Origin of the sequence: Tropicimonas marinistellae (assembly GCF_001509585.1) — a bacterium.
Taxonomy (GTDB): Bacteria; Pseudomonadota; Alphaproteobacteria; order Rhodobacterales; family Rhodobacteraceae; genus Tropicimonas; species Tropicimonas marinistellae.
Window position 1 is genome coordinate 335,800 of record NZ_LNCI01000006.1, and the last position, 25,836, is coordinate 361,635.

The following is a 25,836-nucleotide window of genomic DNA, read 5'->3' on the forward strand; positions in this document are numbered from 1 at the left end:
AACATAACGGCTCGGGTAGAAAAGGAAACGCCATGCCTATGGAAATCGCGACCGTTCCCTGTCGCACCGACAATTACGCCTACCTGTTGCACGATCCTTCCACGGGAGCGACCGCGGTTGTCGACGTGCCCGATGCCGCGCCTGTACGCGACGCGCTGGCAGAAAAGGGCTGGAAACTGACCGACATTCTCATCACGCACCACCATTCGGACCACGTGGACGGCGTTGAGGAATTGAAGGAGGAGACGGGAGCGCGGGTCGTCGGTGCGGCCGCGGACGCGCATCGCCTGCCCCCGCTCGACCTCGCAGTTGCAGAAGGCGATCGCGTATCCGTTGGCGAAGCCGAGGCGCAGGTGCTGGATGTCTCCGGTCATACCGTCGGCCATATTGCCTTCGTTTTTCCCGGTGCGGCCTTTACCGCCGACAGCTTGATGGCGCTCGGGTGCGGCCGGCTTTTCGAGGGGAACCCGGAGATGATGTGGGGTTCTCTAATGAAACTGGCCGCGTTGCCGCCGGACACGTTGATCTATTCCGGGCACGAATACACCGCCGACAACGGGGAATTCGCCAAGACAGTGGATTCGGGGAACCCGGCGCTCATGGCCCGGATCGCGGAGGTCGCGAAAGCCCGTTCGGCTGGCCGTCCGACGGTTCCTTCGCTGCTGTCGCAGGAGATCTCCACCAACCCGTTCCTGCGCGCCCGTGCGTCCGAGGTGAAGGCCGAGATCGGTATGCCCGACGCAACCGACGTGGAAGCCTTCGCCGAGATTCGCCGCCGCAAGGACTCCTTCTGACACACCAAGAAAATGCGCGGCCATTTCGCAACGGGCCACGGAAACGTGTGTTCGGGTGACGGAACGCGCCGGGACCGAGTCGGTTTGGCGCACAGACGCGTATGTCTATGCGGAGAAGGGCGCGGAGGGGCGGTTCTCCCCCACATTGTGCGATCACTTTTTGTGCAGTCGCAGAACGATGCGGCATTCTTGGTGAAAAAACACTTGAAGCCGCCGCTCCACCCACCAAACTTTAATACCAAGAGCACAGGCTGGGCGCGGGACGCCTTCTTCCGCGGTTGGCCCACTGGATAAGGAGCACGCGACGTGCCGTCATTTTCGAATACTCTCGAGCAAGCCATCCACGCGGCGCTGGGCTTCGCCAACGCACGCCGGCACGAACTCGCAACCCTGGAACACCTGCTTCTCGCACTGATCGACGAACCCGATGCCGCCAAGGTCATGCAGGCCTGCGACGTCGACCTCGAAGAACTGCGCCAGAAGCTGGTTGAGTACATTGACGAGGATCTCTCGACACTGGTCACCGAGGTTGAGGGGTCGGAAGCGGTGCCAACCGCCGCTTTCCAGCGTGTGATCCAGCGCGCCGCGATCCATGTGCAATCGTCCGGACGTACCGAGGTGACGGGCGCCAACGTACTGGTCGCCATCTTCGCCGAGCGCGAGTCGAATGCCGCCTACTTCCTGCAGGAACAGGATATGACCCGCTACGATGCGGTGAACTTCATCGCGCACGGTGTCGCCAAGAACCCCAGCTTCGGCGAGAGCCGCCCGATCACGGGGGCCAACGAGGACGAGGAGGAAACGCCGCGCAACGAGGAGCAGGCCAGCGGCGGTGAGTCCGATCCGAAGGAATCGGCCCTTGCCAAGTATTGTGTTGATCTGAACGCCAAGGCGGAAAAAGGCGACGTGGACCCGCTGATCGGTCGCGACCTCGAGGTCGAACGCTGCATCCAGGTGCTCTGCCGGCGTCGCAAGAATAACCCGCTGCTCGTGGGCGACCCGGGCGTCGGCAAGACCGCCATCGCGGAAGGGCTGGCGCGCAAGATCGTCGCCGGGGAAACACCGGAGGTGCTCTCGGGCGCAACGATCTTTTCCCTCGACATGGGCGCATTGCTGGCCGGAACGCGCTACCGCGGCGATTTCGAAGAGCGGCTGAAGGCGGTGGTGACCGAGTTGGAGGATCATCCCGACGCGGTACTCTTCATCGACGAGATCCATACCGTGATCGGCGCCGGCGCGACCTCGGGCGGGGCGATGGATGCTTCGAACCTGCTGAAGCCAGCCCTGCAGGGCGGCAAGCTGCGTTGCATGGGCTCCACCACCTACAAGGAGTTCCGTCAGCACTTCGAGAAGGATCGCGCGCTCAGCCGCCGTTTCCAGAAGATCGACGTGAACGAGCCCTCCGTCGAGGACAGCGTGAAGATTCTCAAGGGCCTCAAGCCCTATTTCGAGGATCACCACGACATCAAGTACACCGCCGATGCGATCAAGACCGCGGTGGAACTGTCGGCGCGCTACATGAACGACCGGAAACTGCCCGACAAGGCGATTGACGTGATCGACGAGGCCGGTGCGGCGCAGCATCTGGTGCCCGAAAGCCGTCGCCGCAAGACCATCGGAACCAAGGAGATCGAGGCGGTGATCGCCAAGATCGCCCGCATTCCGCCGAAGAACGTCTCCAAGGACGATGCCGAGGTGCTGAAGGACCTGGAAGCGACGCTCAAGCGCGTGGTCTTCGGACAGGACAAGGCCATCGAGGCGCTTTCCGCCTCGATCAAGCTCGCGCGTGCGGGCCTGCGCGAGCCCGAGAAGCCCATCGGCAACTATCTCTTCGCGGGTCCGACGGGTGTCGGCAAGACGGAGGTGGCCAAGCAGCTGGCAGACACGCTGGGTGTGGAATTGCTGCGTTTCGACATGTCGGAATACATGGAGAAACATGCGGTTTCCCGCCTGATCGGCGCGCCTCCGGGATATGTCGGCTTCGATCAGGGCGGTCTGCTGACCGATGGCGTCGACCAGCATCCGCATTGCGTGCTGTTGCTCGACGAGATCGAGAAGGCGCATCCGGACGTGTTCAACATTCTGCTTCAGGTGATGGACCACGGCACGCTGACCGACCACAACGGCCGGTCGGTGGATTTCCGCAACGTGATCCTGATCATGACGTCGAACGCGGGCGCTACCGAGCAGGCCAAGTCGGCCATCGGTTTCGGCCGCGACCGGCGCGAGGGCGAGGATACCGCCGCAATCGAGCGCACGTTCACGCCGGAATTCCGCAACCGTCTGGATGCGGTGGTGAGCTTCGCGCCGCTCGGCAAGGAGGTCATCCTGCAGGTGGTGGAGAAGTTCGTGCTGCAACTCGAAGCGCAGCTGATGGACCGCAACGTGACCATCGAACTGACCCGCCCGGCCGCCGAATGGCTGGCCGACAAGGGGTACGACGACCGCATGGGGGCGCGCCCCCTGGGCCGGGTGATCCAGGAGAACATCAAGAAGCCGCTCGCAGAGGAGCTGCTGTTCGGCCGGCTGACAAAAGGCGGGATCGTCCGGGTCGGCGTGAAGGATGGCGAGTTGGACCTGATCGTGGAGGAACCGGGCAAACCGCAGCTTTCCTCGCGCAAGCCGCCGCTTCTCACCGCGGACTGACGATGATGAACGCACATCGGACGGGGCGCCTGCGGGCGCCCTTTCTGCTTGCCCCACGCCTGATTGGACTGACCGTCGCGGCGCTCGCCGCCAACCCGGCGCAGGCCGAAGCGCCTGTGTTCGGAATGCCCCTGGAATGCACGCTGGGTGCGGATTGCTACATCCAGCAGTTCGTGGACCGCGACCCCGGCCCCGGGCAGATGGACGTTGGCTGCAACGGCTTGGCCAATGACGCCCACAAGGGAACCGATTTCGGCCTGTCGACCTTGGCGGAGATGCGGGCCGGTGTGCCGGTGATTGCCTCGGCGCCCGGAACCGTGCGCGGCGTGCGCGATGGCATGCCGGACATAGACGCGACCGACCCCGCTGCGCCCGATGTGACAGGGCGCGAATGTGGAAACGGCGTCGCGATATCCCACGGAGACGGTTGGGAAACCCAGTATTGCCACATGCGCGAAGGCAGCGTCGCCGTGCATCAGGGCCAGAAGGTCGGGCGCGGCACCGTGCTGGGGCTGGTTGGCATGAGCGGTCAGGCGACGTTCCCGCATGTGCATTTCTCGGTGCGCCACGGCAACACGGTGATCGACCCGTTCAACCCGGACATGGATCAGGCGTGCGGCCTTGCCGGGGATGGGATGTGGATGTCCGCCCCCCCCTACCGGCCGGGCGGGTTGTTGGCGACGGGGGTAATCGACCGCGTTCCGGAGTATGAGGAGGTCAAGTCCGGGCTGCCAATGGACGGGCTCCCCGACGAGCCGCCCGCAGCGATGGTGATATGGGGCTATGCCTTTGCCGGCGAAGAGGGCGATGTGCTGGAGATCTCCATTGCAGGCCCCGGCGGGTTGCGCGGCAGTCACAGCGATACCCTGCCGAAGCGGCAACCCTTCTTTTTCCGCGCCTGGGGGCGAAAAGCGCCGGCCGGGGGGTTTCCTGCCGGAGCGTATCGCGGCGAGGTCGTGCATCGGCGCGGCGACGAGGTACTGGACCGCCGCGAGGTCGCCTTCGACCTTCCCTGATGGCGTCGTCGCCGGTCGGGCAAGTTATCGGGACTGCACCGTCGAGGCCCTAGCGCTCGGTCAGTTTCAACTCGATTCGGCGGTTCTGCGCCCGCGCCTCCGGTGTGTCGGCAGGGTTGATCGGCTGGAACTCCCCGAACCCGTTGGCGGCGAGACGGTCTGGCGGGAATCCAAGCTGTTGCGTCATGTAGCGGACGACCGACAAGGCCCGCGCCTGGCTGAGTTCCCAGTTGTCCCGGTATTGACCGCCGAGCATCGGGGTGTCGTCGGTGTGACCGTCCACGCGGATCACCCAGTCGATCCCCGCCGGAATGTCGTCGGCGATATCGGACAGGATGGCGGCGACCCCGGCAATCTGTTCCCGCCCGGCGGCGCTGATCGACGCGGAGCCCGTCTCGAACAGCACTTCGGAGGAAAACACGAAGCGATCCCCTTCGATTCGCACCCCTTCACGACCGCCAAGAATCCGGCGTAGCTCCCCGAAGAACTCGGACCGGTAGTTGGCGAGGTCCTTCGCCTCCTCCTCGAGCCGCTGCTTCTCCTCTTCCAGACGCAGCCGCTCGGCTTCCTTCTCTTCCTCCAGGCGCTTGCGTTCCGCCTCTTCAAGGCGCGCGCGGGCGTCCTGTTCCATGGCGAGCTGCGCCATGGCCCGGTTCAGACGCGCGCCGAAGTCCTGCACCTGCGCCTGCGAGTCGGCATCGCGGGCCTCTGCCGCGTCGAGCAGCTTCTCGATCTGGGCAAGATCGCTGCGCAGCGAGGCGACCTGCTGGTTGAGCAGCGCCACCTTGCGCTGGCTCTCCTCCGATTGCGCTTCTTCCTGAGAGAGCTGCGTGCGCGCGGCGGCCAGAAGGGCGGCCCGGCGGTCGGCGAGGCTGAGCGTTTCCTCCGCCGTCTGCTCCGCCGCCAGTTTGGCCGCCAGGGCTGCGGCGAGCTGGTTACGCACATCTTCCGCATCGCCGTTGGCGTTACGAAGGCTCTCGTTTTCATTTCTCAGACGGGCGACCTCGCTGCGGAGGTCCGCAAGATCGGTCGAGAGCGTCTGGATGGTCTGCTGTGCTTCGGCGAGCGCCTGCGCGCTCCCGGCCCCGTCCGCACGGGCGGCATCGCGTTCCTGCGACAGCCGGGCGACATCGGCCTGCGCGGCGGCCAGCTCCTCGGTGCGCGCAGCAAGTGCGGCCTCGGTCTGCGCAAGGACGGCGGTTTCCTGCTGCGCTGTCGAAAGGCGGGCGTCGAGCGCCTCGCTCTCCGCTCGCAGGGCAGCGTTTTCCGTCTCCAGCTCGCCAATGCGGATTTCGGCGGCAGTCAGCGCCTGGGCGGTGCTCGTGACCCCGCCACGGGCGTTCTTCAACGCCGCCGTGAGCCGGGCACGTTCCGCTTCCGCCGCGGCGAGCGCCTGCCGCATCCGCTCGGCCTCGGCTTGGGCTTCCGCGAGCGCGGTGGCGGTTTCTCTCCCGGTCTCCGCCTGCGCCCCGAGTTGCTCTTCCAGAGTGGTCCGGGCAAGAAGCGCGGCTGCCAGGCGCGTGTCGAGCTCCTTTTCCGCAGCCTCGGCGGCCGCGAGCAACGTCAGCGTTTCCTCGGCCCGCCGCCGCTGTTCTTCCAGCGCCAGGGTCATCGCGGTCAACTCATCCTCGGCGCCCATCAACCTTTCGCGCAGGGCCTGCGCGGCGGCCGCCTCGGCCAGCCTGTCGGCCTCCTTGGAGTCGAGATCGGCCTGCAACGTGTCCTTTTCGCCTTCGAGATCTTCCACCAGCGCCTCGAGGGCGGCGCGCTTCGCGGCGGCCAGCCGGGCCTCCTCGGCCTGGGCATCGATCTCGCCCTGCGCCGAGGCCAGTTGCGCGGCGAGGGTTTCGCCCTCCGCCCGCGCCGCATCGCGTTCGCTCAACAATTGCGCGACCTGCGCCTCGAAGCCGGTGATCTGCGTGGCCGCCTCGGCCAGCGCCACCTCTTGCTCGTCGACCTGTGCGGACAGGGTGGCAATCAATGCCTGCTGCTCGGCCGCCTGTTGCTCGGCATCGGCGAGCGTGTCGTCCAGCAAGCCGATCTGACGTTCGAGATCGGCGCTTCGATTCTGTTCGAACCCGAGCGCATCGGCGAGCTGCGCGACTTCGGCGCTGAGCGTGTCCAGCTCGCTTTCCTGGCCTGTGATGGTCTCGCGCAGCATGAACTGGACGATCATGAAGATCGAAAGCACGAACATCAGCACCAGCAGGAGCGCCGTCATCGCATCGACGAAGCCCGGCCAGATCGAGGCGGTGAAGCGATCGGAGCGGCGGCGGGAGAGGGCCATGGCTTACTCCAGCGGCTCCCTGGAGATGCCGGCGCCGGCAACCGGCGGGCGCGGCGCACCACCGCGCAGCTTGCGGATCTCGCGCACCAGAGTGTTGATATCGGCGCGCAGGTCGGCCACGGTCTCCTGCCGGCCAGCGGCAATCTCTTCGAGGATACGCAGCAATTGCACGTCGATGGAGCGCAGGCGCATCCGGCTTTCCGCATCCACGCCGGGATCGGCCAGTTCACCCTCCTGCCCCCGGCCCGCAGAGGTGCGGTGCAGCATTTGCTGCTGGGTTTCCACCATGCGTTCCTGACCTTCGGCGATCCGCTCCAGCAGGTCCGTGCCGCGGTCACCATGCTGCATGGTGCGTGTGAGCGCGGTGACGGCGGCGGCAACCTCGGCGAGCTTGTCGTCCACCAGGTTGCGGCTGGCATCGGAGCGCGTGAGCACGTCGCGCATCGTCTCCATCTGCTCGGCCATATGGTCGAGAACACCGATCAATGCGCCGGTTTCGCCCGACATCTCGCCTTCGCTTCCCGCGAAGCCGAGCCGCGTGATGGAACTGAGCCATTCCTCCAGCTCCCGGTAGAACCGGTTCTGGCCACGCGACGCAAAGAGCTCCAGAAGCCCCACGACAAGGGACCCCGCAAGGCCCAGCAGCGATGAGCCGAATGCCGTGCCCATTCCGCCAAGCTGCGCCTCGAGGCCGTTCATCAGCTTGGTGAAGACCTCGACACCGGTTTCCCCCTCTTTCGGCGCCAGCGAGCGGATCGTCTCCACCACGGCCGGGACAGTCGTTGCAAGGCCGTAGAAGGTGCCGAGCAGGCCGAGGAAGATCAGCAGGTTGACGATATACCGGGTGATGTCGCGGCCTTCCTCGATACGGGTGGCGACCGAATCGAGGATCGAAGAGGCGGAGGTCGACGAGATCTGGCGATTCACGCCGCGCGAGCGCAACAGGGCCGCGAGAGGCGCCAGCAGTCGCGGCGCCGGCGTTTTGGCAGCGGACTGGTGATCGCGGGCGAACGCCTCGATCCAGCGAACCGAGGAGGAAAGCTGTGCGACCTGCAGGAAACAGGCGAGAATGCCGATGACGAAGACCAGCGCGATTGCGCCATTGAGGTAGGGGTTTGCCCAGAAAACCGGTTTGACACTGGGAAAGATCATCCACCCGCCGGCACCGACAAGGCCGCAGACGACCAGCATCTGGACGATCTGGCGCACTGGTTGCGAAAATTGCGTTTGGACCGGGGTGTCGCTCATGGGCTCGGGATGTCCGCAGAAAACAAGTCGATGGCCGGCACGATAGGTGTGCAGCCGCAGAAAGCCAATGACTTCGGCGCGCTCAGCGGCGATCCGATGCGATCAGGGCACGCACGCGGGCGGCCAGCCAGTCGAGGTCCGGATCGGCCAGACCAAGCTCCGAAAGGTGATCTGCTGTATTGTAGAGATATTCGCAGTTCGGGCCCCGGCCGCCGTGGGCCGCCGAGATGATCCGGGCTTGCTCCTCCAGCGGCAGTCCACCGCAATATTGCACGTGCCCGGGATCTATCACGTAGGCCAGCGCGTTGACCGCGCGCCCGTCGTGAAGCCGCAGGGTGACGATCTCCTCGACATAGGCGGCCGAGACCAGTTCGCGCTCCCGCAGGGCGGCAAGGGTGTCGGCCTCGGTGCCGGGAACGACCCGGAAGGCGAGCCCGTCGCATTGCGCATCCGGCGCGGCGTCGAGCGCCAGAACCAGCCCCGGTTTCTCCGGCGTGCCGCGATGGTGGATCGAGGACATGCAGAAGGCGCGGTGAAACCCGGTGAGGCGCGCCACGGCCTGTTCTTCGACGGGGAAGCCCGGATGCCAGATGAGGCTGCCGTATCCGAACACCCAGAGCGGCTGGGAAGTGTCGATATTCTGGAGCATGGCTGGTCCCTCGCGCGTCGAAGGGTGTAAACCGCAAATCGGGGCGAAGCGAAAGGGGCGGGATGAAACCGATACGTTTGCTGGTGGCCGTGCTGGTCGTGGCGCTGGCCTGGAGTGGCTGGTGGGGCTGGAGCGCGTGGAAAGCCAAGGCGGACCTGCGGGGGTGGCTGGAGGCACGGCGGGCGGACGGCTGGCAGGCGGAATGGTCCGCGATCCGCGTGACGGGCTTTCCCAACCGGGTCGACATCACGGTTGAGGAACCGGCGCTGGCCGACCCGGCGGGTGGATGGGCCTGGAATGCGCCCTTCGTCCAGATCCTCCGGTTGAGCTACGACAAGGACCGGGCGATTTTTGTCTGGCCCGATAGGATGTCATTGCAGACTCCCTACGAGCGGATCACCATCGCCGGCGAGGAGATGCGGGCGAGCGTGTCCTTCCTGCCCGGGCGGGCGCGGGAGGTTTTGGACTCGGCGCTGGTGTTTCGCGGCATGGAAATCTCCTCTGACGCGGGCTGGACGACCTCGGTGCGCGAGGCACGGCTGGCGGTGCGGCCGAATGCACAGAACGCAGCGCTGCGCGATATCGGACTTGAGGTCACGGGCCTGAAGCCGCGGTCGGACGTGATCGCGACGCTGGCAGACGCCGGCGTCGTGCCGGCGACGGTTGAACGGCTGCGCGCGGACCTGACGGTGGAATTCGACACGCCCTGGGACCGGCAGGCCCTGGAAGAGCGTCGACCGCAGCCGACGAGTATGGACATCCACGAAATCGCGGCCAGCTGGGGCCAGCTGGACCTGCGTATCGCTGGCAAGCTGGCGGCAGACGATGCAGGCCGCGCCGATGGCGAGGTCCTGGTAAAGGCGACCAACTGGGAGGAAATCCTGGACGTGGCGCGGCAGAGCGGGGCCGTGCCGGCGGGGATCGCCGACACGGTGGAATCGGCCCTGCGCCTGCTGTCGCGCGTGGCGGGCAGCCCCAAGACGCTCGATATTCCTCTCAGTTTCGAGGATGGACGGATGCGTGCCGGACCGGTGCCCCTGGGCTCCGCACCCGAACTTCGCTTGCCATAGCGGGCCCCTGCCCCGCCGTGCCAGCGCGGTGCGTCGAAGCTAGCGGCAGTAATGACCGCTTCGGTAGCGCGCCGTGTCGAAGTGGAAGTGATCCTGGTGATAGCGGTCGGCATTCGGACCGAGCACTGTGCCGAACGGCCCACAGGCGGCCGCGTGAAGCTTCTTGAGCGTGCCGCCCCAGTCCTTGCTGCGCCAGTTGCTCAGAACGGTCACATCGGTGCCGTCCTTCAGCGAGAAGCCGGAAATATCAACCGCGTGCCCGCGCGCATGTTCGGAGAGTTTACCGCCGGGCACGTTGTTGCGGGAGCGGCAGGCGTAGGAGGCGGCCAGCTTGATCTCGTCCGGACCGCCACCACGCCGGCCGACCGCCGGTTTGAGGGCCTGGACGACCCAGGCGTTCAGCGCCTTGGCCGTGGTGCAATCTATCGTGGCCGGCGTCGAGAGCCGCACACCGGAGACAGAGGTTACTTTCACCGGATTGGAAATGCCGCAACCGCTGGATGGCCGCCCGATCGTCGCACGGGTTGCCCCCTTGATCCCGTTTACACCGCAAACGGAGCCCGTTCGGCTGAAACTGTCGCGACGCTGGAAGAGTTTTGCGAATCCCGCCGGGCGGACTTTGGGGTGCGGGGCTCCCTGCGGCATGGGAACCGCGACAACGGCCGCCGGATGTGCAAGCCCGTACAGCGGGTGGGGCGGTCGCGGCAGAGGTGCCAGCGTACCCGGTACGCCATAATGCACGCGCGTGACCTGTCGAGACACCTGGGCGAGGCTGTCGGCCGGTGTCACGGCCGTGGAGAACACGCCCGCGCGGGGCCGTGGCCGCGGATTGACGCGCCCGGTGCCCGCTGTCTCCGCGACGTCGAAAGCGCCCGACGCGACGGTATCTGGACGGTGGGGTGCCCCGGGATCGGTCGCGGCCGTGGCGGCCTCCGTGGGGCGCGGTTCCGGGCGGAGGCTGCTTTCCGGCACGTCCGCCGCCGTCGATACCACCGTGAATAATAGGACTGCCCCCGCGCAAACGAGCCGCGTCATCCCTCCGTCCCTCCCTTGCCGTGGCCACGTCCGAAGTCCGGCGCGGCCGTATCCTGGCCTGCCTCGATAATACCACGTCGGATCGCCCGTGTCCGGGTGAAGTAATCGAACAGCAAGTCCCCGTCCTCCTTGCGGATCGCCCGCTGCAGGCGCATGAGCTCTTCGATGAACCGGCCGAGGATCTCCATCGTCGCTTCGCGGTTGTTCAGGAACACGTCGCGCCACATGGTTGGATCGGAGGCGGCGATCCGCGTGAAATCCCGGAACCCGGCGGCAGAATACTTGATGACCTCGCTGTCGGTCACACGGCGCAGGTCGTCGGCCACACCGACCATCGTGTAGGCGATGAGGTGCGGTGCGTGGGAGGTGACCATGAGCACGAGGTCGTGGTGTTCGGGCTCCATGATCTCCACATGCGCGCCCAAGCCGGCCCAGTACCGCTCCAGCCGGGCCAATGCCGCCGGATCGGCATCGCCATCCGGCACGATCAGGGTGTAGCGGTTCTCGAAAAGCTCGGCGAAACCGGCACGGGGACCGGAGTGCTCGGTGCCCGCGAGCGGGTGCGCGGGAATGAAATGCACACTCTCGGGCAGATGCGGCTTCACCGCTTCGATCACCGCCCGTTTGACCGAGCCCACGTCGGACACGGTGCAGCCGGGCTTCAGATGCGGGCCGATCTCCTCGGCCACCTTGCCCATGGCGCCGACCGGCACACAGAGGACCACGAGGTCGGCATCCTTCACGGCCTCGGCCGCCGTCTCCGCGACCACGTCGCAAAGCCCGTCCTCGCGCGCGATTGCGCGGGTTTCGGGCGAGCGGGCGGTGCCGACGATCTCGCCCTGAAGGCCGGCCCGGCGGCCGGCATGGATCATCGAGGACGCGATGAGGCCGAGCCCGATAAAGGCCACGCGCTCGTAGATCACGCTCATGCCCGCCCCTCCCGGAAGCTGCGAATGCCGTCGATGACGCGCGCGCAGCCGGCCTCGTCGCCGACGGTGATGCGCAGGCAATGCGGCAAGCCGTAGCTCGCGACCCGCCGGACGATGACGCCGCGCGATTTCAGATGCATGTCCACGGCCTCTGCCTCGGCCGTGTTGGCGAAACGGGCGAGAACGAAGTTGGTCAGGCTGGTGTCCGATGGCACGCCCAGGGTGGCCAGTTGCTCGGCCAGCCAAACCCGCAGCCGCGCATTCTCCGCCACGCAATGCGCGGTGTACTCCCGGTCGCGAAGCGCGGCGATGGCGGCGGCCATTTGAACCTCGGAGAGGTTGAACGGCTGACGAATACGGGCAAGCACGTCGATGATCGGCTTCGGGCCATAGCCCCAGCCGATGCGCAACCCCCCAAGACCGTAGAGCTTGGAGAAGGTGCGGGTCATGAAAACGTTATCGCGCCCCTCGATCAGCGAAACGCCCCCGTCATATCCCGGCGCGAATTCCGCATAGGCGCCGTCGAGCACCAGAATGGCACCCTCCGGCAAGCCGTCCGCAAGCCGCGCAACCTCGTTGCCACCGATCATCGTGCCGGTGGGATTGTTCGGGTTGGCGATGAACACCAGCCGGGTGCGCTCGGTGCAGGCCGCGAGCAACGCGTCCACATCCGTTACCCGCTCCCGCTCCGTCGCCACCACCGGCGTGGCGCCGACGGCATGGGCGAGGATCGGATACATGGCAAAGCCGTGCTCCGTGTGAAGCACCTCGTCGCCCGGACCGGCATAGGCCTGGCAGAGGAATTGCAGCACCTCGTCGGAACCGACGCCGCAGATGATCTGTGCCGGGTCGAGCCCATGCACCTCCCCGATGGCTTGCCGGAGCGGCAGGTGGTCGGTGTTCGGGTAGCGATGCACCTCCGCCGCAGCCGCCGCAATCGCCGCCGTCACCTTCGGGCTCGGGCCGTAGGGGTTCTCGTTCGACGAGAGTTTGAGAACGTTCGTCACACCCTCGACATGGCTCTGCCCGCCCTCGTAGAGCGCGATCTCCATGATGCCGGGCTGGGGGGTAATCTTGCTCATGCCTGTCTCCTTGGTGGAGCTACATACAGGCCCGAGGCAGGCGTGACCAGTTCCGGCGGCAACAGCGCCACGAAACCCGCTCCATTTCCGCGACGTAAGTATTGCGGCTCAAAACAAACAAGAAAGATCTGAAATTGCCGGCAGGAATAAACTTCGGTCGCCACTTTTTCGGAATGAAAGACAATGGCAGAAATCTACGCAAACAAATCCCTGAACTTCGACAAACTCAGCCTGCATCGCTTGTACAAAGACGCATATTACGAAAAATTCCACGACAACACCTTTGTTCCGGAAAACGAAAACCTTCAGGATGGCTTTGGAGTTGAAGTCGACAGCAAGGGGCTCGGCTACTCGCTGAATATGCTGGCCGGCCCGGACCTCTCCGTCGACGCATCCGGGAACCTGCAAGGCACCTGCTTCGCATTCGTTCGATACTTCGCGGAAGATGTGGGTAGTTATTTCGAATTCAATTGGGGCATTTTTGACTTTTCCATCGAAGCGCGGGAATTCACCTCGGCCACGAAAACCGTATCGACCGCCGACGATTTGAAACTATTGCGCACCGCGCTATCCGGTGACGACTATTTCGGACTCAGCAGCGAACAGGACAATGTGCGCGGTTTCAGCGGGAATGACACGATCAACGGCATGGGCGGAGCCGACATCCTCGACGGTGGAAATGGTGACGATATCATACGAGGCGGCAAAGGCCGCGACAGTATTATCGGCCGCCAAGGAAACGACATCCTGCTGGGGGGATCGCGGGGCGACTCGCTCAGTGGCGGTGCGGGAAACGACTTTATCAAAGGCGGCGACGGCTACGACGACGTATACGGCGATACCGGCAAGGACCTCCTGGCGGGGGGAGACGGAAATGACCGTCTGTACGGCGACTTTGGCCGCGACAAGCTCGTCGGTGGTCCGGGTTCCGACTGGTTGTATGGCGGGGTGGGCCCGGACGTGCTTCAAGGCAACGACCATTTCGACCGCATTTTCGGTGACGCGGGCAACGACACGCTGTTCGGCGGATCTGGAAATGATCGGTTGTACGCCGGGGCGGGCGCTGACGTTCTTCGGGGCGGCGAGGATTCCGATAAGATCCTTGGCCAGGACGGTGACGACAGGCTTTCGGGCGGCTCCGGCGACGACAGACTGTTTGGCGGGGACGGCGAGGACAGGCTCAAGGGCGGCCAACAACATGATGTCCTGGTAGGCGGAGCGGACAACGACACTCTACGGGGTGGGGACGGGCCAGACATACTCAAGGGTGGCGACGGCGATGACCTGCTTTTCTGCGACAAACACGACGATACCGCCTACGGAGGGAATGGCGACGACGAGTTGCATGGAGGCAAGGGCGACGACACACTTCATGGAGGGGCCGGCAACGACATCCTCAATGGTTCTCACGGGAACAACACATTGCTTGGTGGCAAAGGGAACGACATACTCGAGGGCGCTTCCGGGTACGATACACTATATGGCGGAGACGGCGACGATTGGCTCAGCGCGGGCAGTGGCGGAAGCGATTTCCTTGTCGGCGGCGATGGGTCCGACACATTCAGTTTCGCGCAACACGAGGGTGGAATCGTCACCGTCCACGATTTCGCCGACGATATCGACACTCTCAGTATTGACGACGGGCTTCTGGACGGAATCCTCGATATGAACGAGGCGATAGACCGGTTTGCAATGGTCGAAGACGGATCAATCCTGTTCGAGTTTGACGAAGCCAAGCTCAGACTTGAGAACTTCGACGACATTGACGCGTTGCGCGACGATGTCGAAATTGTCTGATCATCGCGAGCGTCCCGCCCGAAATAATCCCGAAATGCAAAAGGCCGCGCGGGGCTCCCCGGCGCGGCCTTTCAATTCGTATGCCCTGACGCTTAGTTCTGGGCGTAGTATTCGATGACGAGGTTCGGTTCCATCTGCACCGCGTAGGGCACATCGCCGAGGCCCGGCGTGCGCACGAAGGTCGCGGTCATCTTGGAGTGGTCGGCCTCGATGTAATCCGGCACATCGCGCTCGGCGAGGCCCACGGCCTCCAGCACGACGGCGAGTTGCTTGGAGCGGTCGCGGACCTCGACGACATCGCCTTCCTTGACGCGGTAGGACGGGATGTTGACACGCTTGCCGTTCACCAGAACGTGGCCGTGGTTCACGAACTGACGGGCCGCGAAGATGGTCGGCACGAACTTGGCGCGGTAAACGACCGCGTCCAGGCGGCGCTCCAGCAGGCCGATCAGGTTCTCACCGGTGTCGCCACGGACCCGCTCGGCTTCGGAGTAGATACGGCGGAACTGCTTCTCGGTCAGGTCGCCGTAGTAGCCCTTCAGCTTCTGCTTGGCACGGAGCTGCAGGCCGAAGTCGGACATCTTGCCCTTGCGGCGCTGGCCGTGCTGGCCCGGGCCGTATTCACGGCGGTTGACGGGGGATTTGGGGCGGCCCCAAATGTTTTCGCCCATGCGGCGGTCGATCTTGTACTTGGCAGACGTGCGTTTGGTCACGGCTGATCTCCTTCGTTTGCGCGGCGCCCAAGGGCGCCTATGAAGGGCGTTGTCCTTTCCCTGACCGGGAGACAGGCATCCCCTTGCGGGGGCCACCAACACCAATAGATTGCCCCGGCCGAAGAGCCGGGATGGCGCTCTTTAGGGAGAGTCCGGGGCGCTGTCAAGCAACCGCGCGCAGATCTCCACCAGCCGAGAGCAACGCCGCCTCTGCGCGCGAGAGCCTGCGCCGCGCGGGTGGGCCGTAGCTATCGGGAGACGCGAGCACATCGGCGCCGAGCTGAGTGCGCAGACCCGCGCCGATATCGAGCAGGCCCTCGCCCGGGGCGCTCGCCATATCGGGATGAAAACTCTCGCAAGCCGGACCCTGTGTCAGCAGGATCTGGTGCTGGTCCAGGAGAAGGCGCACATAGACGACCTCTGCTGCGTCCAGATCCAGCGAAACGCCCTGTTGCTGCTGGAGGTCGCCGGCCCGCACCAGCACCTCGCGCGCGCCGAAGAGCGCATGCACCGCCGCGCCGCCGATCAGCACGTGTTGGTCCCATCCGATCCTGATAGCCGGTCCGGCCCAATGGATACCGAAAGCCCCCGACGAAAGCCGAAGCGGCCGGTCCCCCGGCGCACGGGTCATGTCGGCGGCGGTGACGCGGCGCACGCTCCGCGCGCGCAGAACGCAGGGGCCGGCATCGCGGGTCAGAACGCTGTCGCCGGGGCGCAGCGCGTCCACCAGCCTCGGCCCGTTCGGTGTGAGCAGCCGGGTTCCGGCCACGAAGCCCGTCACCGGCGGAGCCGGGCGACGCTCCGCCCGCGCTTCGGCCCGCCGGTTGGTGACCACCCGAACGATCCAGAGTTCCTCGCCCTGCGGCGGCGGTGTTCCATGGAACAGCACAAGCGCCGGTTGACCGGGTGACGCCTCGATGCGGCTCGCGGAGAAGGCGCGCCGTCCGTCCGTCACGACGAAGCCGCGATCCAGCAGTTGATCGTCGTCGATGTCCGTCCCGGCCGGTGCGGCCAGCGGCACCACCGGCGCACAGAGGCGACGCGCGCTCTGCGCGGCCCGTGCGTGAAGCTCTGCGGCGCCGATCGGCTGGCTCAGTACCGCCGCAGACCCCGGCCGATCAATCCGCATCGCCTGGCCGACCCAGCGCCAGGTCGCACCCGCTCGCAATTCTCCCGCCGGCGCGCCGGCAACGTCGTCGATTGCCGTCTGCGCCCAGGAGATGACATAGGCCCCCGTGGTCCCGTCATCCATGGTGTGAATACCTGCTCGATGTTTTCTTTTTATGCCTTGCACTTACCACAGAAAACGCCCCCGGCAAAGCCCGTCCGCGATCCGTGCCGGATCGCGGCCCTCGAACGGCCGGTCGGTGTGATCGCCTCCTGGCGGCGGTCGGGGAGTGTGTCGGGTGAATAGTGCCGCGCGCGGCTTGCCGCGCGCCATGCCCAACCGGAGGAGGCGCATCTGCGATGCGTCGACAGAGGACGGGAGCCATCGGAGACGCGAAACGCCCGGGATGTCTCCCGGGCGTTTCGATTGGCGAATTGCCGGTCGGGCGGTGCCCGCTCAGCCGAGAATGGCGTTCAGCGTTGCCGACGGCCGCATGACAGCCGCCGTCTTGGCCGGGTCGGTGTTGTAGTATCCGCCCAGGTCTACGGCACCGCCCTGTGCCGCGGCCAGTTCCCCGAGGATCGCCTCTTCCTTCTCGGCAAGTGCTGCCGCGATTGGCGCGAAATGGGATGCCAAGCCCGCGTCCTCGTCCTGCGCCGCCAGGGCCTCGGCCCAGTAGCGGGCGAACCAGTAGTGGCTGTCGCGGTTGTCGGGTTCGCCGACCTTGCGCGACGGCGAGCGGTTGTTGTCGAGGATTCCCTGCGTGGCCGCTTCCGCAGCCTGCCCGAGAATACCCGCCTTGGCGTTCCCCTTGCTGTCGGCCAAGAAGTTGAAGCTCTCGCCGAGGGCACAGAACTCGCCCATGGAATCCCACCGCAGGTGGTTATCCGCCACGAGCTGCTGCACGTGCTTCGGCGCCGAGCCCCCTGCCCCGGTTTCGAAGAGCCCGCCGCCCTGCATCAGCTTGACGATGGAGAGCATCTTGGCCGAGGTGCCCAGTTCGAGGATGGGGAACAGGTCCGTCAGGTAATCCCGGAGCACGTTGCCGGTGATCGCGATGCTGTCCTCGCCGGCGGTGATCGTCTTCAGCGACTGGGCGGTGGCTTCGCGCGGCGCCATGATCTGGAACTTGTCGGCCACTCCGGCCGCGTCGAGCGCGGGCGTCACGTAATTGATCAGTTGCGCATCGTGGGCCCTGTTGGCGTCCAGCCAGAAGATCGCTTCCGAGCCGGTCAGGCGCTGACGGTCCATCGCGAGCTGAATCCAGTTCTCGATCGGCGCCTTCTTCACCGTGCAGGCGCGCCAGATGTCGCCGGCCTCCACCGCGTGCGAATGCAGCGTCTCGCCATTGGCCAGGACGATCCGGATCGTGCCGTCACCCGGCGCTTCGAAGGTCGTCGGGTGGGAGCCGTATTCCTCTGCCTTCTGCGCCATCAGGCCGACGTTGGCCACGGCGCCGGCCGTGGTGGGATCAAGCGCGCCATTGGCTTTGAAGAAGTTGATCGCCTCGTCATAGACCGGGGCGTAGCAGCGGTCGGGTATCACGCAGTTGGAATCGCCCTTGGCGCCGGTTTCGTCCCACCCCTTTCCGCCAGCTCGGATCACCGCGGGCATGGACGCGTCGATGATCACGTCGGAAGGAACATGCAGGTTGGTGATCCCGCGGTCCGAGTCGACCATGTACATCGACGGCCGGTCTGCCGTCAGCGCCTCGATATCGGCCTGAATCTCGGCGGCATTGGGCATATCCGCAATGCGGGCCAGAACATCGCCCATCCCGGCATTGGCATTTACGCCGGCAGCGGCCAGCGCCGTACCGTGCTTCTCGAACACCGGGGCCAGCCAGGCTTTCACCGCGTAGCCGAAGATGATCGGGTCCGAGACCTTCATCATCGTCGCCTTCAAGTGCAGCGAGAACATGGTGCCATCGGCCTTGGTGTCCTCGATGGCGTCAGCCAGGAAGGAGGACAATGCCTTGACCGACATGAAAGTCGCGTCGCAGACCGTGCCTTCGTCCAACGGCCAATTGTCCTTCAATACGCTCACGGCACCGTCTTTGCCGACAAACTCGATCTTTGCCGGCCCGGCCTGTGCAGCGGTCACGGTCGCGGATGCTTCGTTGGCATAGAAGTCGCCGCCCGACATCGAGGAGACCTTGGTCTTGCTGTCAGCGGTCCAGGCGCCCATTGTGTGCGGGTTTTTCTGCGCGAAGTTCTTCACGGCCTTGGCAGCGCGACGGTCGGAGTTGCCTTCGCGCAGTACCGGGTTCACCGCCGAGCCCTTGATGGCATCGTACTTGGCGCGGATCGCCTTCTCTTCGTCGCTGGCCGGCTCCTCGGGGTAATCCGGAATCGCGAAACCCTGGCCCTGCAGTTCGGTAACGGCGGCGACGAGCTGAGGCACGGAGGCCGAGATATTCGGCAGCTTGATCACATTGGCGTCGGGCGTCTTCACCAGTTCGCCCAGTTCGGCCAGATCGTCCGAAATGCGCTGGCCTTCCTTCAGATACTCCGGGAAGGCCGAGAGGATCCGTCCGGCGAGTGAGATATCCTTGGTGCCAACGGAGACGCCGGCCGCACCGGCGAAGGCCTTGACGATCGGCAGCAGGGAGGCGCTGGCAAGCTCGGGCGCTTCGTCTACCTTTGTATACAAAATGTCTGGTTTCACCGTATCGGCCATGTTTTCCTCACCTTTCAAGACTTCCGGAGTGTGTGCGACGCGTTGGCGTGTCTTTTGTCCTTTCGTTGCCCCCGGATCATGGAAACCCAATACCGATACGGGAATGCGACGAATGGACGGTTCCGCGCCCTTATAAACAGGCCACGGGCGCACGCAAACCATTGCGAGGTGAAATGGTGCCGCAGGCACGCTGCCCACGACACCGCTGACGGGCGCCAATGCGGCGCCGGGTCCGGACGAGCGGTCTGCGCCGCGCGTCTACCCGTCCAGATAGGCGCGAAGGGTTGCGGCGGTGCCGATGTCGTAGAGCTTGCGCAGCCAATTGTCGAAGGCATCGGCAAAGCGCGGGTCGGCGGCCAGATCGCCGTAGGTGCCGCGTTGATCGAGCCAGGATCGCGGATCGTCGCGCGCCGCGTCTGCCCTGGCGGTCAGATCGTCCCAGAACGGGTCGTTTGGCGCGACGCTGGAGCCATCTTCCCGCTTGCCGAGGCAGTACCGTGCCCAGGCTGCCTCCACCAGCGCGAGCCCGTCCACATCCGCACCGGCCGCCAGCCCGTCGCGGATCGACGGCAGGATGAAGCCGGGATGCCGGCTGGAGCCGTCGAAAGCGACCCGACGCGTGGTGTCCACGATCTCCGGGTTGGAGAAGCGCCGGTCGATCAGGTCGAGGTACGCGGATGCGGTAAAGCCCGGGACAGGGTGCACATGGGGCACGATCTCCTCTGCTTCGACTTTGCGGAAAAACGCGTGGATCAGAGGGTCGGCCATGGTCTCGGCGATAGTTTCAACCCCGAGGATCTCGCCGACATTCGAGATCACCTGATGCCCGCCGTTGAGAATGCGGATCTTCATGGTCTCGAAGTCGTGCACCCTGTCGGAGAAGGTGGCGCCGGCCTTGTCCCAATCCGGCCGGCCCGCGCAAAAGTCGTCCTCGATGACCCACTGGCGGAAATTCTCGTGCGTCACCGGCACGGAATCCTCGATCCCCAGGCTACGGACCAGTTCAAGCTCCTTCGGCCCGGTGGCGGGAACAATGCAATCCACCATGGAGTTGGGGAAGCTGCAATTCGCGTCGATCCATCCGGCCAGATCCGGGTCGGACAGCTGCGCCAGGGACACCACCGTCTGCCGGAGAATTGCGCCATTGCCCTGGAGGTTGTCGCAGCACTGCCCGGTGAAAGGGCCGATCCCCGCATCCCGGCGCCGCCGCAGCGCCGCGACCATCGCGCCAAAGGCGGTTCGCGGGCTATCGGGATTTGCCGCATCGTGCTGGATGTCGGGATGGGCGGTGTCGAATCCCTTCGTCGCCGGGTCGATGTAGTACCCGCCTTCCGTCACCGTCAGGGCGACGATCCGGATGTCCGGCTCGGCCATGCGCGCGATCAGCGGCCCATTGCCTTCCTCGACCGGCACATAGTCGATCATCGAGCCCACGACCTCCACCGACCGTCCGGCCGGATCCAGCTCGATCAGCGTGGTCAGGCAATCCTGCGCCAGCATCTTCGCCCGCATCTCCGCATCGTAGGAGCGCACACCAGCGCCGACGATGGCCCAGTCGTGGCAGAGCCCCTGTTCGAAAAGCCGGTGCAGATACCAGGATTGATGCGCCCTGTGGAAGTTGCCGAGCCCGATATGCACGATGCCGGGAGCGAGCGCGCTGCGGTCATAGGTCGGGCGGGCCACATCCTGCGGGAGCTCCGCGAGGGTGGCATTCGACAGCCTGAGTGCCATTGGTCTTCCTTTCAGATCGTCTTCAACATACCGCCGTCCACGTGATAGGCGGAGCCAACGCTGTAGGAGGCGCGCGGGGAGCAGAGGAACACGCAGAAATCGGCGAGTTCCTCGACACTTGCGAAGCGCTTGATATCCGCGTGCTCGTCGGCGACCTCCTGAAGAGAGGCCTCCCAATCGTCGCCCCGCAGTTCTCGTGCGGTATTCTCCCAGTCCGGCGTGCGAATGAGGCCCGGATTGACCGTGTTCACGCGGATGTTCCGCTTGATCATCTCGGTCGAGAGGCATTTGCCGAACATCAGAAGCGCGGCCTTCGTGGTGTTGTAGATCGGCTCGTACCACAGCGGCTGGACGGCGCAGATCGAGGCGTTCATCAGCATCGCACCGCCGCCCTTGGCCTCCATCTGGTCCGCAAGCCCGCGGGAGAGCCGAACCGCCGCCATGACGTGCAGATCCCAGTAGGATTGCCATTTCTCGTCGGGCGCGTCGGCGACCGTCTCGTTCGAGCCGGTGCCGGCGTTCGAGACGAAGATGTCCGCCCCGCCCATGGTGGCGGCCGCCTCGATCACCGCGTCGCACCCTGCGGCCGTTGAGACATCGGAGGCCACGGCCCGCGCCGTAACACCGTACTCCGCGCCGATCTCGGCCGCGGCTGCCTCTACCGCGTCGCGCGTTCGCGCGGTCAGGAGCACATCCGCGCCCTCCCGTGCAAAGGTGCGGGCGATCCCACGCCCGATCCCCTTCGACGCGCCAGTTACGACGGCAACCTTGCCCTTGAGTTGGAGGTCCATCTCATTTCACCTTCTGTCCGATACGAGGTCGCCCTACCGTATCACGAGACCCTTGGCGTCGAACCTGTGAAGATGAGATGCCGACGGCGTGAGCCAGACTTCGTCGCCACGGCGCAAATCGACTTCGCCGCTTTCGCGAACGGTCAGCGGCTCGTTCATTCCGTCGATGGTGATATGGAAGAAGGTATCGGAACCGAGATGCTCGGAAACGCCGACCTTGCCGCGCCAGGTTCCGCCCTCGCGGGAAACGCTGATGTGTTCCGGCCGCACACCGATGGTCGCCGCGTTGTGCTCGGCCGCGATGGAGCCGTCGAGGAAGTTCATCTTCGGGCTGCCGATGAACCCGGCGACGAACTTGTTCGCGGGGTTGCGGTAGAGTTCGAGCGGCGAGCCCACCTGTTCGATCACGCCGGCCTGCAGAACAACGATCTTGTCGGCCATGGTCATGGCTTCGACCTGGTCATGGGTGACGTAGATCATCGTGGTGTCGAGCGTCTGGTGCAGCTCGGAGATCTCCAGCCGCATGTTCACCCGGAGCGCCGCGTCGAGGTTCGACAGCGGTTCGTCGAAGAGGAACGCGGCGGGTTCGCGCACGATGGCCCGACCGATAGCCACCCGCTGACGCTGACCGCCGGAGAGCTGCCCGGGCTTGCGATCGAGATAGTCGGTCAGGTTCAGGACACGCGCGGCTTCTGTCACCTTGCGCTCCTGCTCCTCGGGAGAGGTCTTCGCCATACGCAGCGGAAAGGCGATATTCTTGCGCACCGACATGTGCGGGTAGAGAGCGTAGGACTGGAAAACCATCGCGAGGCCGCGCTTGGCCGGTGGCACATCGGTTGCAATCTGCCCGTCGATGCTGATCTCGCCGGAGGTCACATCCTCCAGCCCCGCGATGAGCCGCAGCAGGGTGGACTTGCCGCAGCCCGACGGGCCGACGAAGACCACGAACTCGCCATCGTTGATTTCCAGATCGAGCGGCGGAATGACCTGCAGATCGCCGAAGGACTTGGTGACTTGTTTCAGTGTGATTTGTCCCATTGGTCTTCCCCCCTATTTGACGGCGCCGAAGGTCAGGCCGCTGACAAGTTGCTTCTGGCTGAACCAGCCGAGGACGAGAATCGGCGCGATGGCCATGGTCGATGCCGCGCTGAGCTTAGCGTAGAAAAGCCCTTCGGGGCTGGAGTAACTGGCGATGAATGCTGTCAGCGGCGCTGCCTTGGCGGCCGTCAGGTTCAGCGTCCAGAATGCCTCGTTCCAGGCCAGGATGAAGTTCAGGAGCAGCGTGGAGGCGATGCCGGGCACGGCCATCGGCGTCAGGATGTGAATGACCTCCTCGCGCAGGGTCGCCCCGTCCATCCGGGCTGCTTCCAGGATCTCGCCCGGGATCTCCTTGAAATAGGTGTAGAGCATCCAGACGATGATCGGCAGGTTCATGAGCATGAGAACGAGAACCAGACCCGTGCGACTGTCGAGCAGCCCCAGTTTGATGAAGAGCAGATAGATCGGGTAGAGCACGCCCACCGCGGGCAGCATCTTGGTCGAGAGCATCCAAAGCAGGATGTCCTTGGTCCGCTTGGAGGGGACGAAGGCCATGGACCAGGCAGCCGGCACCGCGATCATGATGCCGAGAATGGTCGAGCCGCCGGCGATGATGATCGAGTTCCACAGGAAGCGCGCGTAGTTGGAGCGCTCCATGACGATGCCGTAGTTTTCCAGCGTCCAGTCGAAGGCGAGGAAGACCGGCGGGTCGGAGATTGCCTGCGCCTCCGTCTTGAAGCTGGTCAGGATGGTCCAGAGGATCGGGAAGAAGATCAGCAAGCCGATAGACCAGGCGACGGCGGTGTTGATTGCTTTACGTTGGGGTTTGACTGCACGGGCCATGGTTTACCTCACGCGTCCAGGTTCTTGCCGACGATGCGCATCAGGAAGAGCGCGATGATATTGGCGAGAATGATTGCATAGACACCGCCCGCGGAGCCGAGGCCCACATTCTGGCTCTCCAGCACGCGCTGGTAGATCAGGTAAGTGAGCGTGCGGGTGCCGAAGGCGCCGCCGGTGGTGACGAAGATCTCGGCGAAGATCGCCAGCAGGAAGATCGTCTGGATCAGGATGACGATGGTCACGGCGCGGCTGAGATGCGGGATCGTGATAAAGGCGAAGCGCGCGAGCGGCTGGGCGCCATCCATCTCGGCGGCTTCCAGCTGCTCGCGATCGAGCGACTGGATCGCGGTGAGCAGGATCAGCGTGGCGAAGGGCAGCCATTGCCACGAGACGATCATGATGATCGACCCCATCGAGACATCGGAGAGCCATTCGATGGGCGTTGCCCCGAAGGCCTTCCACAGGTGGGCAAAGAGCCCGTTGACCGGGTCCATGAACATGTTCTTCCAGACCAGCGCCGAAACGGTCGGCATGACGAAGAAGGGCGAGATCACGAGGATGCGGACGATGCCCTGGCCCCACATCGGCTGGTTCAGCAGGATTGCCAGCAGCACGCCGAGGACCACGGTAATGATGAGCACGCCGCCGACGATCACCAGCGTGGTAACAACGCTGGGCCAAAAGGCGGACGACGTGACGAAACGGACGTAATTTTCAAACCCGACCCACCCAAGATCGCCACCGCGCAGCGGCAGGAACTTCTTGAACGAGAAATAGAGGGTCATCGAGAGGGGGACGAGCATCCAGCCGAGGAGCAGGATAACGGCCGGGGCCATCATGACGCGCGCGGCGGATCTCGAATGCTGAGTGGCCATGAACACACCTCCTCTGTGGACAGGAACAGGGCGCCTGTCGGGTGGGGTTGGCATAAGGGGCGGATCGTCTGGGGCATCCGGGGGGCTTTGGAAGGGGAGCGCCCCCCGGACGGGGAGGAAAGCCTTAGTAACCCGCGGCTTCCATCTCGTCTGCGGTCAGCGCCTGAGCCTTCTCAAGAGCCTCTTCCGCGGTCTGCTGACCGGCCAGAGCGGCGGAGAACTCCTGGCCAACCTGGGTGGCGATGCCGGCAAATTCGGGGATGGCCGCGAACTGGACGCCGACATAGGGCACGGGCTCGACGGTCGGCTGGGTCGGGTCAGCCGAAAGGATGCTGTCGAGCGTCATCTGTGCAAACGGAACCTTCTGGTACTCCGGGTTCTCGTAGAGCGACGTCCGTGCTCCCGGGGGAACATTGGCCCAGCCCTCTTTCTCGGCCACCATCTCGATATAGGCCTTCGACGTGGCCCACTCGATGAATGCCTTGGCCGCATCGACCTTCTGCGTGCCTGCCGGGATCGCAAGCGCCCAGGCCCAGAGCCAGTTGCCGCGCTTGCCCTTGCCGGTATCGGGGGCCAGCGCAAAGCCGACCTTGTCAGCCACGGTGGAATCGTTGGGATTGGTCACGAAGGAGGCCGCGACGGTGGCGTCGATCCACATCCCGCACTTGCCCTGCTGGAACAGCGAGAGGTTTTCGTTGAAGCCGTTGGTCGAGGCACCCGGAGGGCCGGCTTCGTTCATCAGGTCGAGATAGAAGGTCAGCGTTTCGTTCCACTCGGGGCTGTCGAATTGCGGCTTCCAGTCCTCGTCGAACCAGCGCGCGCCGAACGCGTTCGAGGTGGCCGTCAGGAAGGCCATGTTCTCGCCCCAGCCGGCCTTTCCGCGCAGGCAGATGCCGTAGATCTCGTTCTCCTTGTCGGTCATCGCGCGGGCCGCCTCGGCCACGAACTCCCAGGTCGGGGCATCGGGCATCTCGAGCCCGGCCTTCTCCATCAGGTCGGTGCGATACATGATCATCGAGCTCTCGCCGTAGAACGGCGCGGCATAGAGCGTGCCGTCGACCGACAGGCCGCCCCGCATGGCGGGAAGGATATCGTCAACGTCGTATTCGGCCGAGAGATCGTCCAGCGCGACCAGCCAGTCCTGCTGGCCCCAGATCGGCGTCTCGTACATGCCGATCGTCATGATGTCGAACTGCCCGCCCTTGGCGGCGATATCCTGGGTAACGCGCTGGCGCAGAACATTTTCTTCCAGCGTCACCCACTCGACCTCGTGGCCGGTCTTGGCCGTGAAGTCGTCGGTGTAACCCTGCATCCGGATCATGTCGCCATTGTTGACCGTGGCGATGGTGATCGTCTCGGCCAATGCCCCGGTGGAGATCGCACCAATGGCGCACGCCCCCAGAAGAGCGCGGTATTTGAATGTCATGAATTTCCTCCCAAGGTAGAGCTTTTGCTCAAGTGATGAACATATGCTCACCATAGGGCGTGATTCGTGTCAAGCCGGT

The 25,836-nt window shown here is 64.9% G+C and carries 20 protein-coding genes; 5 read left to right on the forward strand and 15 right to left on the reverse strand.

Annotation, left to right across the window (positions count from 1 at the left end; genetic code table 11):
* Positions 1–32: 32 nt before the first annotated feature.
* From gloB to ARC39_RS14920, 3 genes are all read left to right on the forward strand, one after another.
* Positions 33–794, forward strand: coding sequence for a hydroxyacylglutathione hydrolase (gloB, locus tag ARC39_RS14910; protein ID WP_068115600.1), 762 nt, complete (start codon positions 33–35; stop codon positions 792–794).
* 306 nt (positions 795–1,100) lie between these two features.
* Positions 1,101–3,440 (forward strand): ATP-dependent Clp protease ATP-binding subunit ClpA, encoded by a 2,340-nt coding sequence (gene clpA / locus ARC39_RS14915; RefSeq protein ID WP_068115601.1) that lies wholly within the window; start codon positions 1,101–1,103, stop codon positions 3,438–3,440.
* 2 nt (positions 3,441–3,442) lie between these two features.
* Positions 3,443–4,456, forward strand: a complete 1,014-nt coding sequence (locus ARC39_RS14920) for a M23 family metallopeptidase (protein WP_236545273.1) — start codon at positions 3,443–3,445, stop codon at positions 4,454–4,456.
* 49 nt (positions 4,457–4,505) lie between these two features.
* On the opposite strand, the gene ARC39_RS14925 is transcribed toward ARC39_RS14920, so the two are convergent.
* The 3 genes from ARC39_RS14925 to ARC39_RS14935 all read right to left on the reverse strand — a co-directional run bounded on the left by ARC39_RS14925 (position 4,506) and on the right by ARC39_RS14935 (position 8,640).
* Complete coding sequence (locus ARC39_RS14925; protein ID WP_068115602.1) at positions 4,506–6,743, reverse strand: peptidoglycan -binding protein; 2,238 nt, start codon at positions 6,741–6,743, stop codon at positions 4,506–4,508.
* 3 nt (positions 6,744–6,746) lie between these two features.
* Positions 6,747–7,991, reverse strand: a complete 1,245-nt coding sequence (locus ARC39_RS14930) for a biopolymer transporter ExbB (RefSeq protein ID WP_068115603.1) — start codon at positions 7,989–7,991, stop codon at positions 6,747–6,749.
* A gap of 82 nt (positions 7,992–8,073) precedes the next feature.
* On the reverse strand, positions 8,074–8,640 hold the full coding sequence (locus tag ARC39_RS14935) for a gamma-glutamylcyclotransferase (protein ID WP_068115604.1): 567 nt from the start codon (positions 8,638–8,640) through the stop codon (positions 8,074–8,076).
* A 62-nt stretch (positions 8,641–8,702) separates the two neighbouring features.
* On the opposite strand from ARC39_RS14935, the gene ARC39_RS14940 reads away from it, so the two are divergent.
* Positions 8,703–9,710: a DUF2125 domain-containing protein gene (locus ARC39_RS14940; RefSeq protein ID WP_068115605.1), complete on the forward strand. Its 1,008-nt coding sequence runs from the start codon at positions 8,703–8,705 to the stop codon at positions 9,708–9,710.
* Positions 9,711–9,749: 39 nt separating this feature from the next.
* Here the strand turns inward: ARC39_RS14940 and ARC39_RS26225 are convergent, their stop codons facing one another.
* The 3 genes from ARC39_RS26225 to hisC are packed head-to-tail and all read right to left on the reverse strand — an operon-like array spanning position 9,750 to position 12,756.
* Positions 9,750–10,745 carry an extensin-like domain-containing protein gene (locus ARC39_RS26225; RefSeq protein ID WP_236545274.1) on the reverse strand — a complete coding sequence of 332 codons (996 nt, stop codon included), beginning with the start codon at positions 10,743–10,745 and terminating at the stop codon, positions 9,750–9,752.
* The gene (locus tag ARC39_RS14950) at positions 10,742–11,674 is read right to left on the reverse strand and encodes a prephenate/arogenate dehydrogenase family protein (protein ID WP_068115606.1); all 933 of its coding nucleotides are present in this window, start codon (positions 11,672–11,674) and stop codon (positions 10,742–10,744) included. The genes ARC39_RS26225 and ARC39_RS14950 overlap by 4 nt, the downstream gene beginning before the upstream one ends.
* Positions 11,671–12,756 carry a histidinol-phosphate transaminase gene (gene hisC / locus ARC39_RS14955; RefSeq protein ID WP_068115607.1) on the reverse strand — a complete coding sequence of 362 codons (1,086 nt, stop codon included), beginning with the start codon at positions 12,754–12,756 and terminating at the stop codon, positions 11,671–11,673. Before hisC ends, ARC39_RS14950 begins: the two co-directional genes overlap by 4 nt.
* 183 nt (positions 12,757–12,939) lie before the next feature.
* Here hisC and ARC39_RS14960 point away from each other — a divergent pair, with 183 nt between their 5' ends.
* Positions 12,940–14,553, forward strand: a complete 1,614-nt coding sequence (locus ARC39_RS14960; RefSeq protein ID WP_068115608.1) for a calcium-binding protein — start codon at positions 12,940–12,942, stop codon at positions 14,551–14,553.
* A 92-nt stretch (positions 14,554–14,645) separates the two neighbouring features.
* Here ARC39_RS14960 and rpsD read toward each other — a convergent pair whose 3' ends face one another.
* From rpsD to ARC39_RS15005, 9 genes are all read right to left on the reverse strand, one after another.
* The gene (gene rpsD / locus ARC39_RS14965) at positions 14,646–15,266 is read right to left on the reverse strand and encodes a 30S ribosomal protein S4 (RefSeq protein ID WP_068115609.1); all 621 of its coding nucleotides are present in this window, start codon (positions 15,264–15,266) and stop codon (positions 14,646–14,648) included.
* Positions 15,267–15,429: 163 nt separating this feature from the next.
* Positions 15,430–16,518: a Hint domain-containing protein gene (locus ARC39_RS14970; protein WP_068115610.1), complete on the reverse strand. Its 1,089-nt coding sequence runs from the start codon at positions 16,516–16,518 to the stop codon at positions 15,430–15,432.
* Between the two features lie 312 nt (positions 16,519–16,830).
* Positions 16,831–19,053 (reverse strand): NADP-dependent isocitrate dehydrogenase, encoded by a 2,223-nt coding sequence (locus ARC39_RS14975; protein ID WP_078059281.1) that lies wholly within the window; start codon positions 19,051–19,053, stop codon positions 16,831–16,833.
* Positions 19,054–19,311: 258 nt separating this feature from the next.
* The gene (locus ARC39_RS14980; protein WP_068115611.1) at positions 19,312–20,784 is read right to left on the reverse strand and encodes a mannitol dehydrogenase family protein; all 1,473 of its coding nucleotides are present in this window, start codon (positions 20,782–20,784) and stop codon (positions 19,312–19,314) included.
* An 11-nt stretch (positions 20,785–20,795) separates the two neighbouring features.
* Positions 20,796–21,575 carry an SDR family NAD(P)-dependent oxidoreductase gene (locus ARC39_RS14985; protein WP_068115612.1) on the reverse strand — a complete coding sequence of 260 codons (780 nt, stop codon included), beginning with the start codon at positions 21,573–21,575 and terminating at the stop codon, positions 20,796–20,798.
* Positions 21,576–21,608: 33 nt separating this feature from the next.
* Positions 21,609–22,613, reverse strand: coding sequence for an ABC transporter ATP-binding protein (locus ARC39_RS14990; protein ID WP_068115613.1), 1,005 nt, complete (start codon positions 22,611–22,613; stop codon positions 21,609–21,611).
* A gap of 12 nt (positions 22,614–22,625) precedes the next feature.
* Positions 22,626–23,456 carry a carbohydrate ABC transporter permease gene (locus tag ARC39_RS14995; protein WP_068115614.1) on the reverse strand — a complete coding sequence of 277 codons (831 nt, stop codon included), beginning with the start codon at positions 23,454–23,456 and terminating at the stop codon, positions 22,626–22,628.
* 8 nt (positions 23,457–23,464) lie between these two features.
* Entirely contained in the window at positions 23,465–24,331 is an 867-nt protein-coding gene (locus tag ARC39_RS15000; protein ID WP_068115615.1) for a carbohydrate ABC transporter permease, read from the reverse strand.
* Positions 24,332–24,455: 124 nt separating this feature from the next.
* Positions 24,456–25,757, reverse strand: a complete 1,302-nt coding sequence (locus tag ARC39_RS15005) for an ABC transporter substrate-binding protein (protein ID WP_068115616.1) — start codon at positions 25,755–25,757, stop codon at positions 24,456–24,458.
* Positions 25,758–25,836 lie beyond the last annotated feature (79 nt).

Coding starts and splice junctions, on each gene's coding strand:
- ARC39_RS15000 (WP_068115615.1), bottom strand. CDS start 24,331: ATGGCCACTCAGCATTCGAGATCCGCCGCGCGCGTCATGATGGCCCCG.
- ARC39_RS14975 (WP_078059281.1), bottom strand. CDS start 19,053: ATGGCCGATACGGTGAAACCAGACATTTTGTATACAAAGGTAGACGAA.
- hisC (WP_068115607.1), bottom strand. CDS start 12,756: ATGAGCAAGATTACCCCCCAGCCCGGCATCATGGAGATCGCGCTCTAC.
- ARC39_RS14920 (WP_236545273.1), top strand. CDS start 3,443: ATGATGAACGCACATCGGACGGGGCGCCTGCGGGCGCCCTTTCTGCTT.
- ARC39_RS14990 (WP_068115613.1), bottom strand. CDS start 22,613: ATGGGACAAATCACACTGAAACAAGTCACCAAGTCCTTCGGCGATCTG.
- ARC39_RS14995 (WP_068115614.1), bottom strand. CDS start 23,456: ATGGCCCGTGCAGTCAAACCCCAACGTAAAGCAATCAACACCGCCGTC.
- ARC39_RS26225 (WP_236545274.1), bottom strand. CDS start 10,745: ATGACGCGGCTCGTTTGCGCGGGGGCAGTCCTATTATTCACGGTGGTA.
- ARC39_RS14970 (WP_068115610.1), bottom strand. CDS start 16,518: ATGGATGACGGGACCACGGGGGCCTATGTCATCTCCTGGGCGCAGACG.
- ARC39_RS14930 (WP_068115603.1), bottom strand. CDS start 7,991: ATGAGCGACACCCCGGTCCAAACGCAATTTTCGCAACCAGTGCGCCAG.
- ARC39_RS14985 (WP_068115612.1), bottom strand. CDS start 21,575: ATGGACCTCCAACTCAAGGGCAAGGTTGCCGTCGTAACTGGCGCGTCG.
- ARC39_RS15005 (WP_068115616.1), bottom strand. CDS start 25,757: ATGACATTCAAATACCGCGCTCTTCTGGGGGCGTGCGCCATTGGTGCG.
- ARC39_RS14950 (WP_068115606.1), bottom strand. CDS start 11,674: ATGAGCGTGATCTACGAGCGCGTGGCCTTTATCGGGCTCGGCCTCATC.
- ARC39_RS14935 (WP_068115604.1), bottom strand. CDS start 8,640: ATGCTCCAGAATATCGACACTTCCCAGCCGCTCTGGGTGTTCGGATAC.
- ARC39_RS14940 (WP_068115605.1), top strand. CDS start 8,703: ATGAAACCGATACGTTTGCTGGTGGCCGTGCTGGTCGTGGCGCTGGCC.
- ARC39_RS14980 (WP_068115611.1), bottom strand. CDS start 20,784: ATGGCACTCAGGCTGTCGAATGCCACCCTCGCGGAGCTCCCGCAGGAT.
- ARC39_RS14960 (WP_068115608.1), top strand. CDS start 12,940: ATGGCAGAAATCTACGCAAACAAATCCCTGAACTTCGACAAACTCAGC.
- gloB (WP_068115600.1), top strand. CDS start 33: ATGCCTATGGAAATCGCGACCGTTCCCTGTCGCACCGACAATTACGCC.
- ARC39_RS14925 (WP_068115602.1), bottom strand. CDS start 6,743: ATGGCCCTCTCCCGCCGCCGCTCCGATCGCTTCACCGCCTCGATCTGG.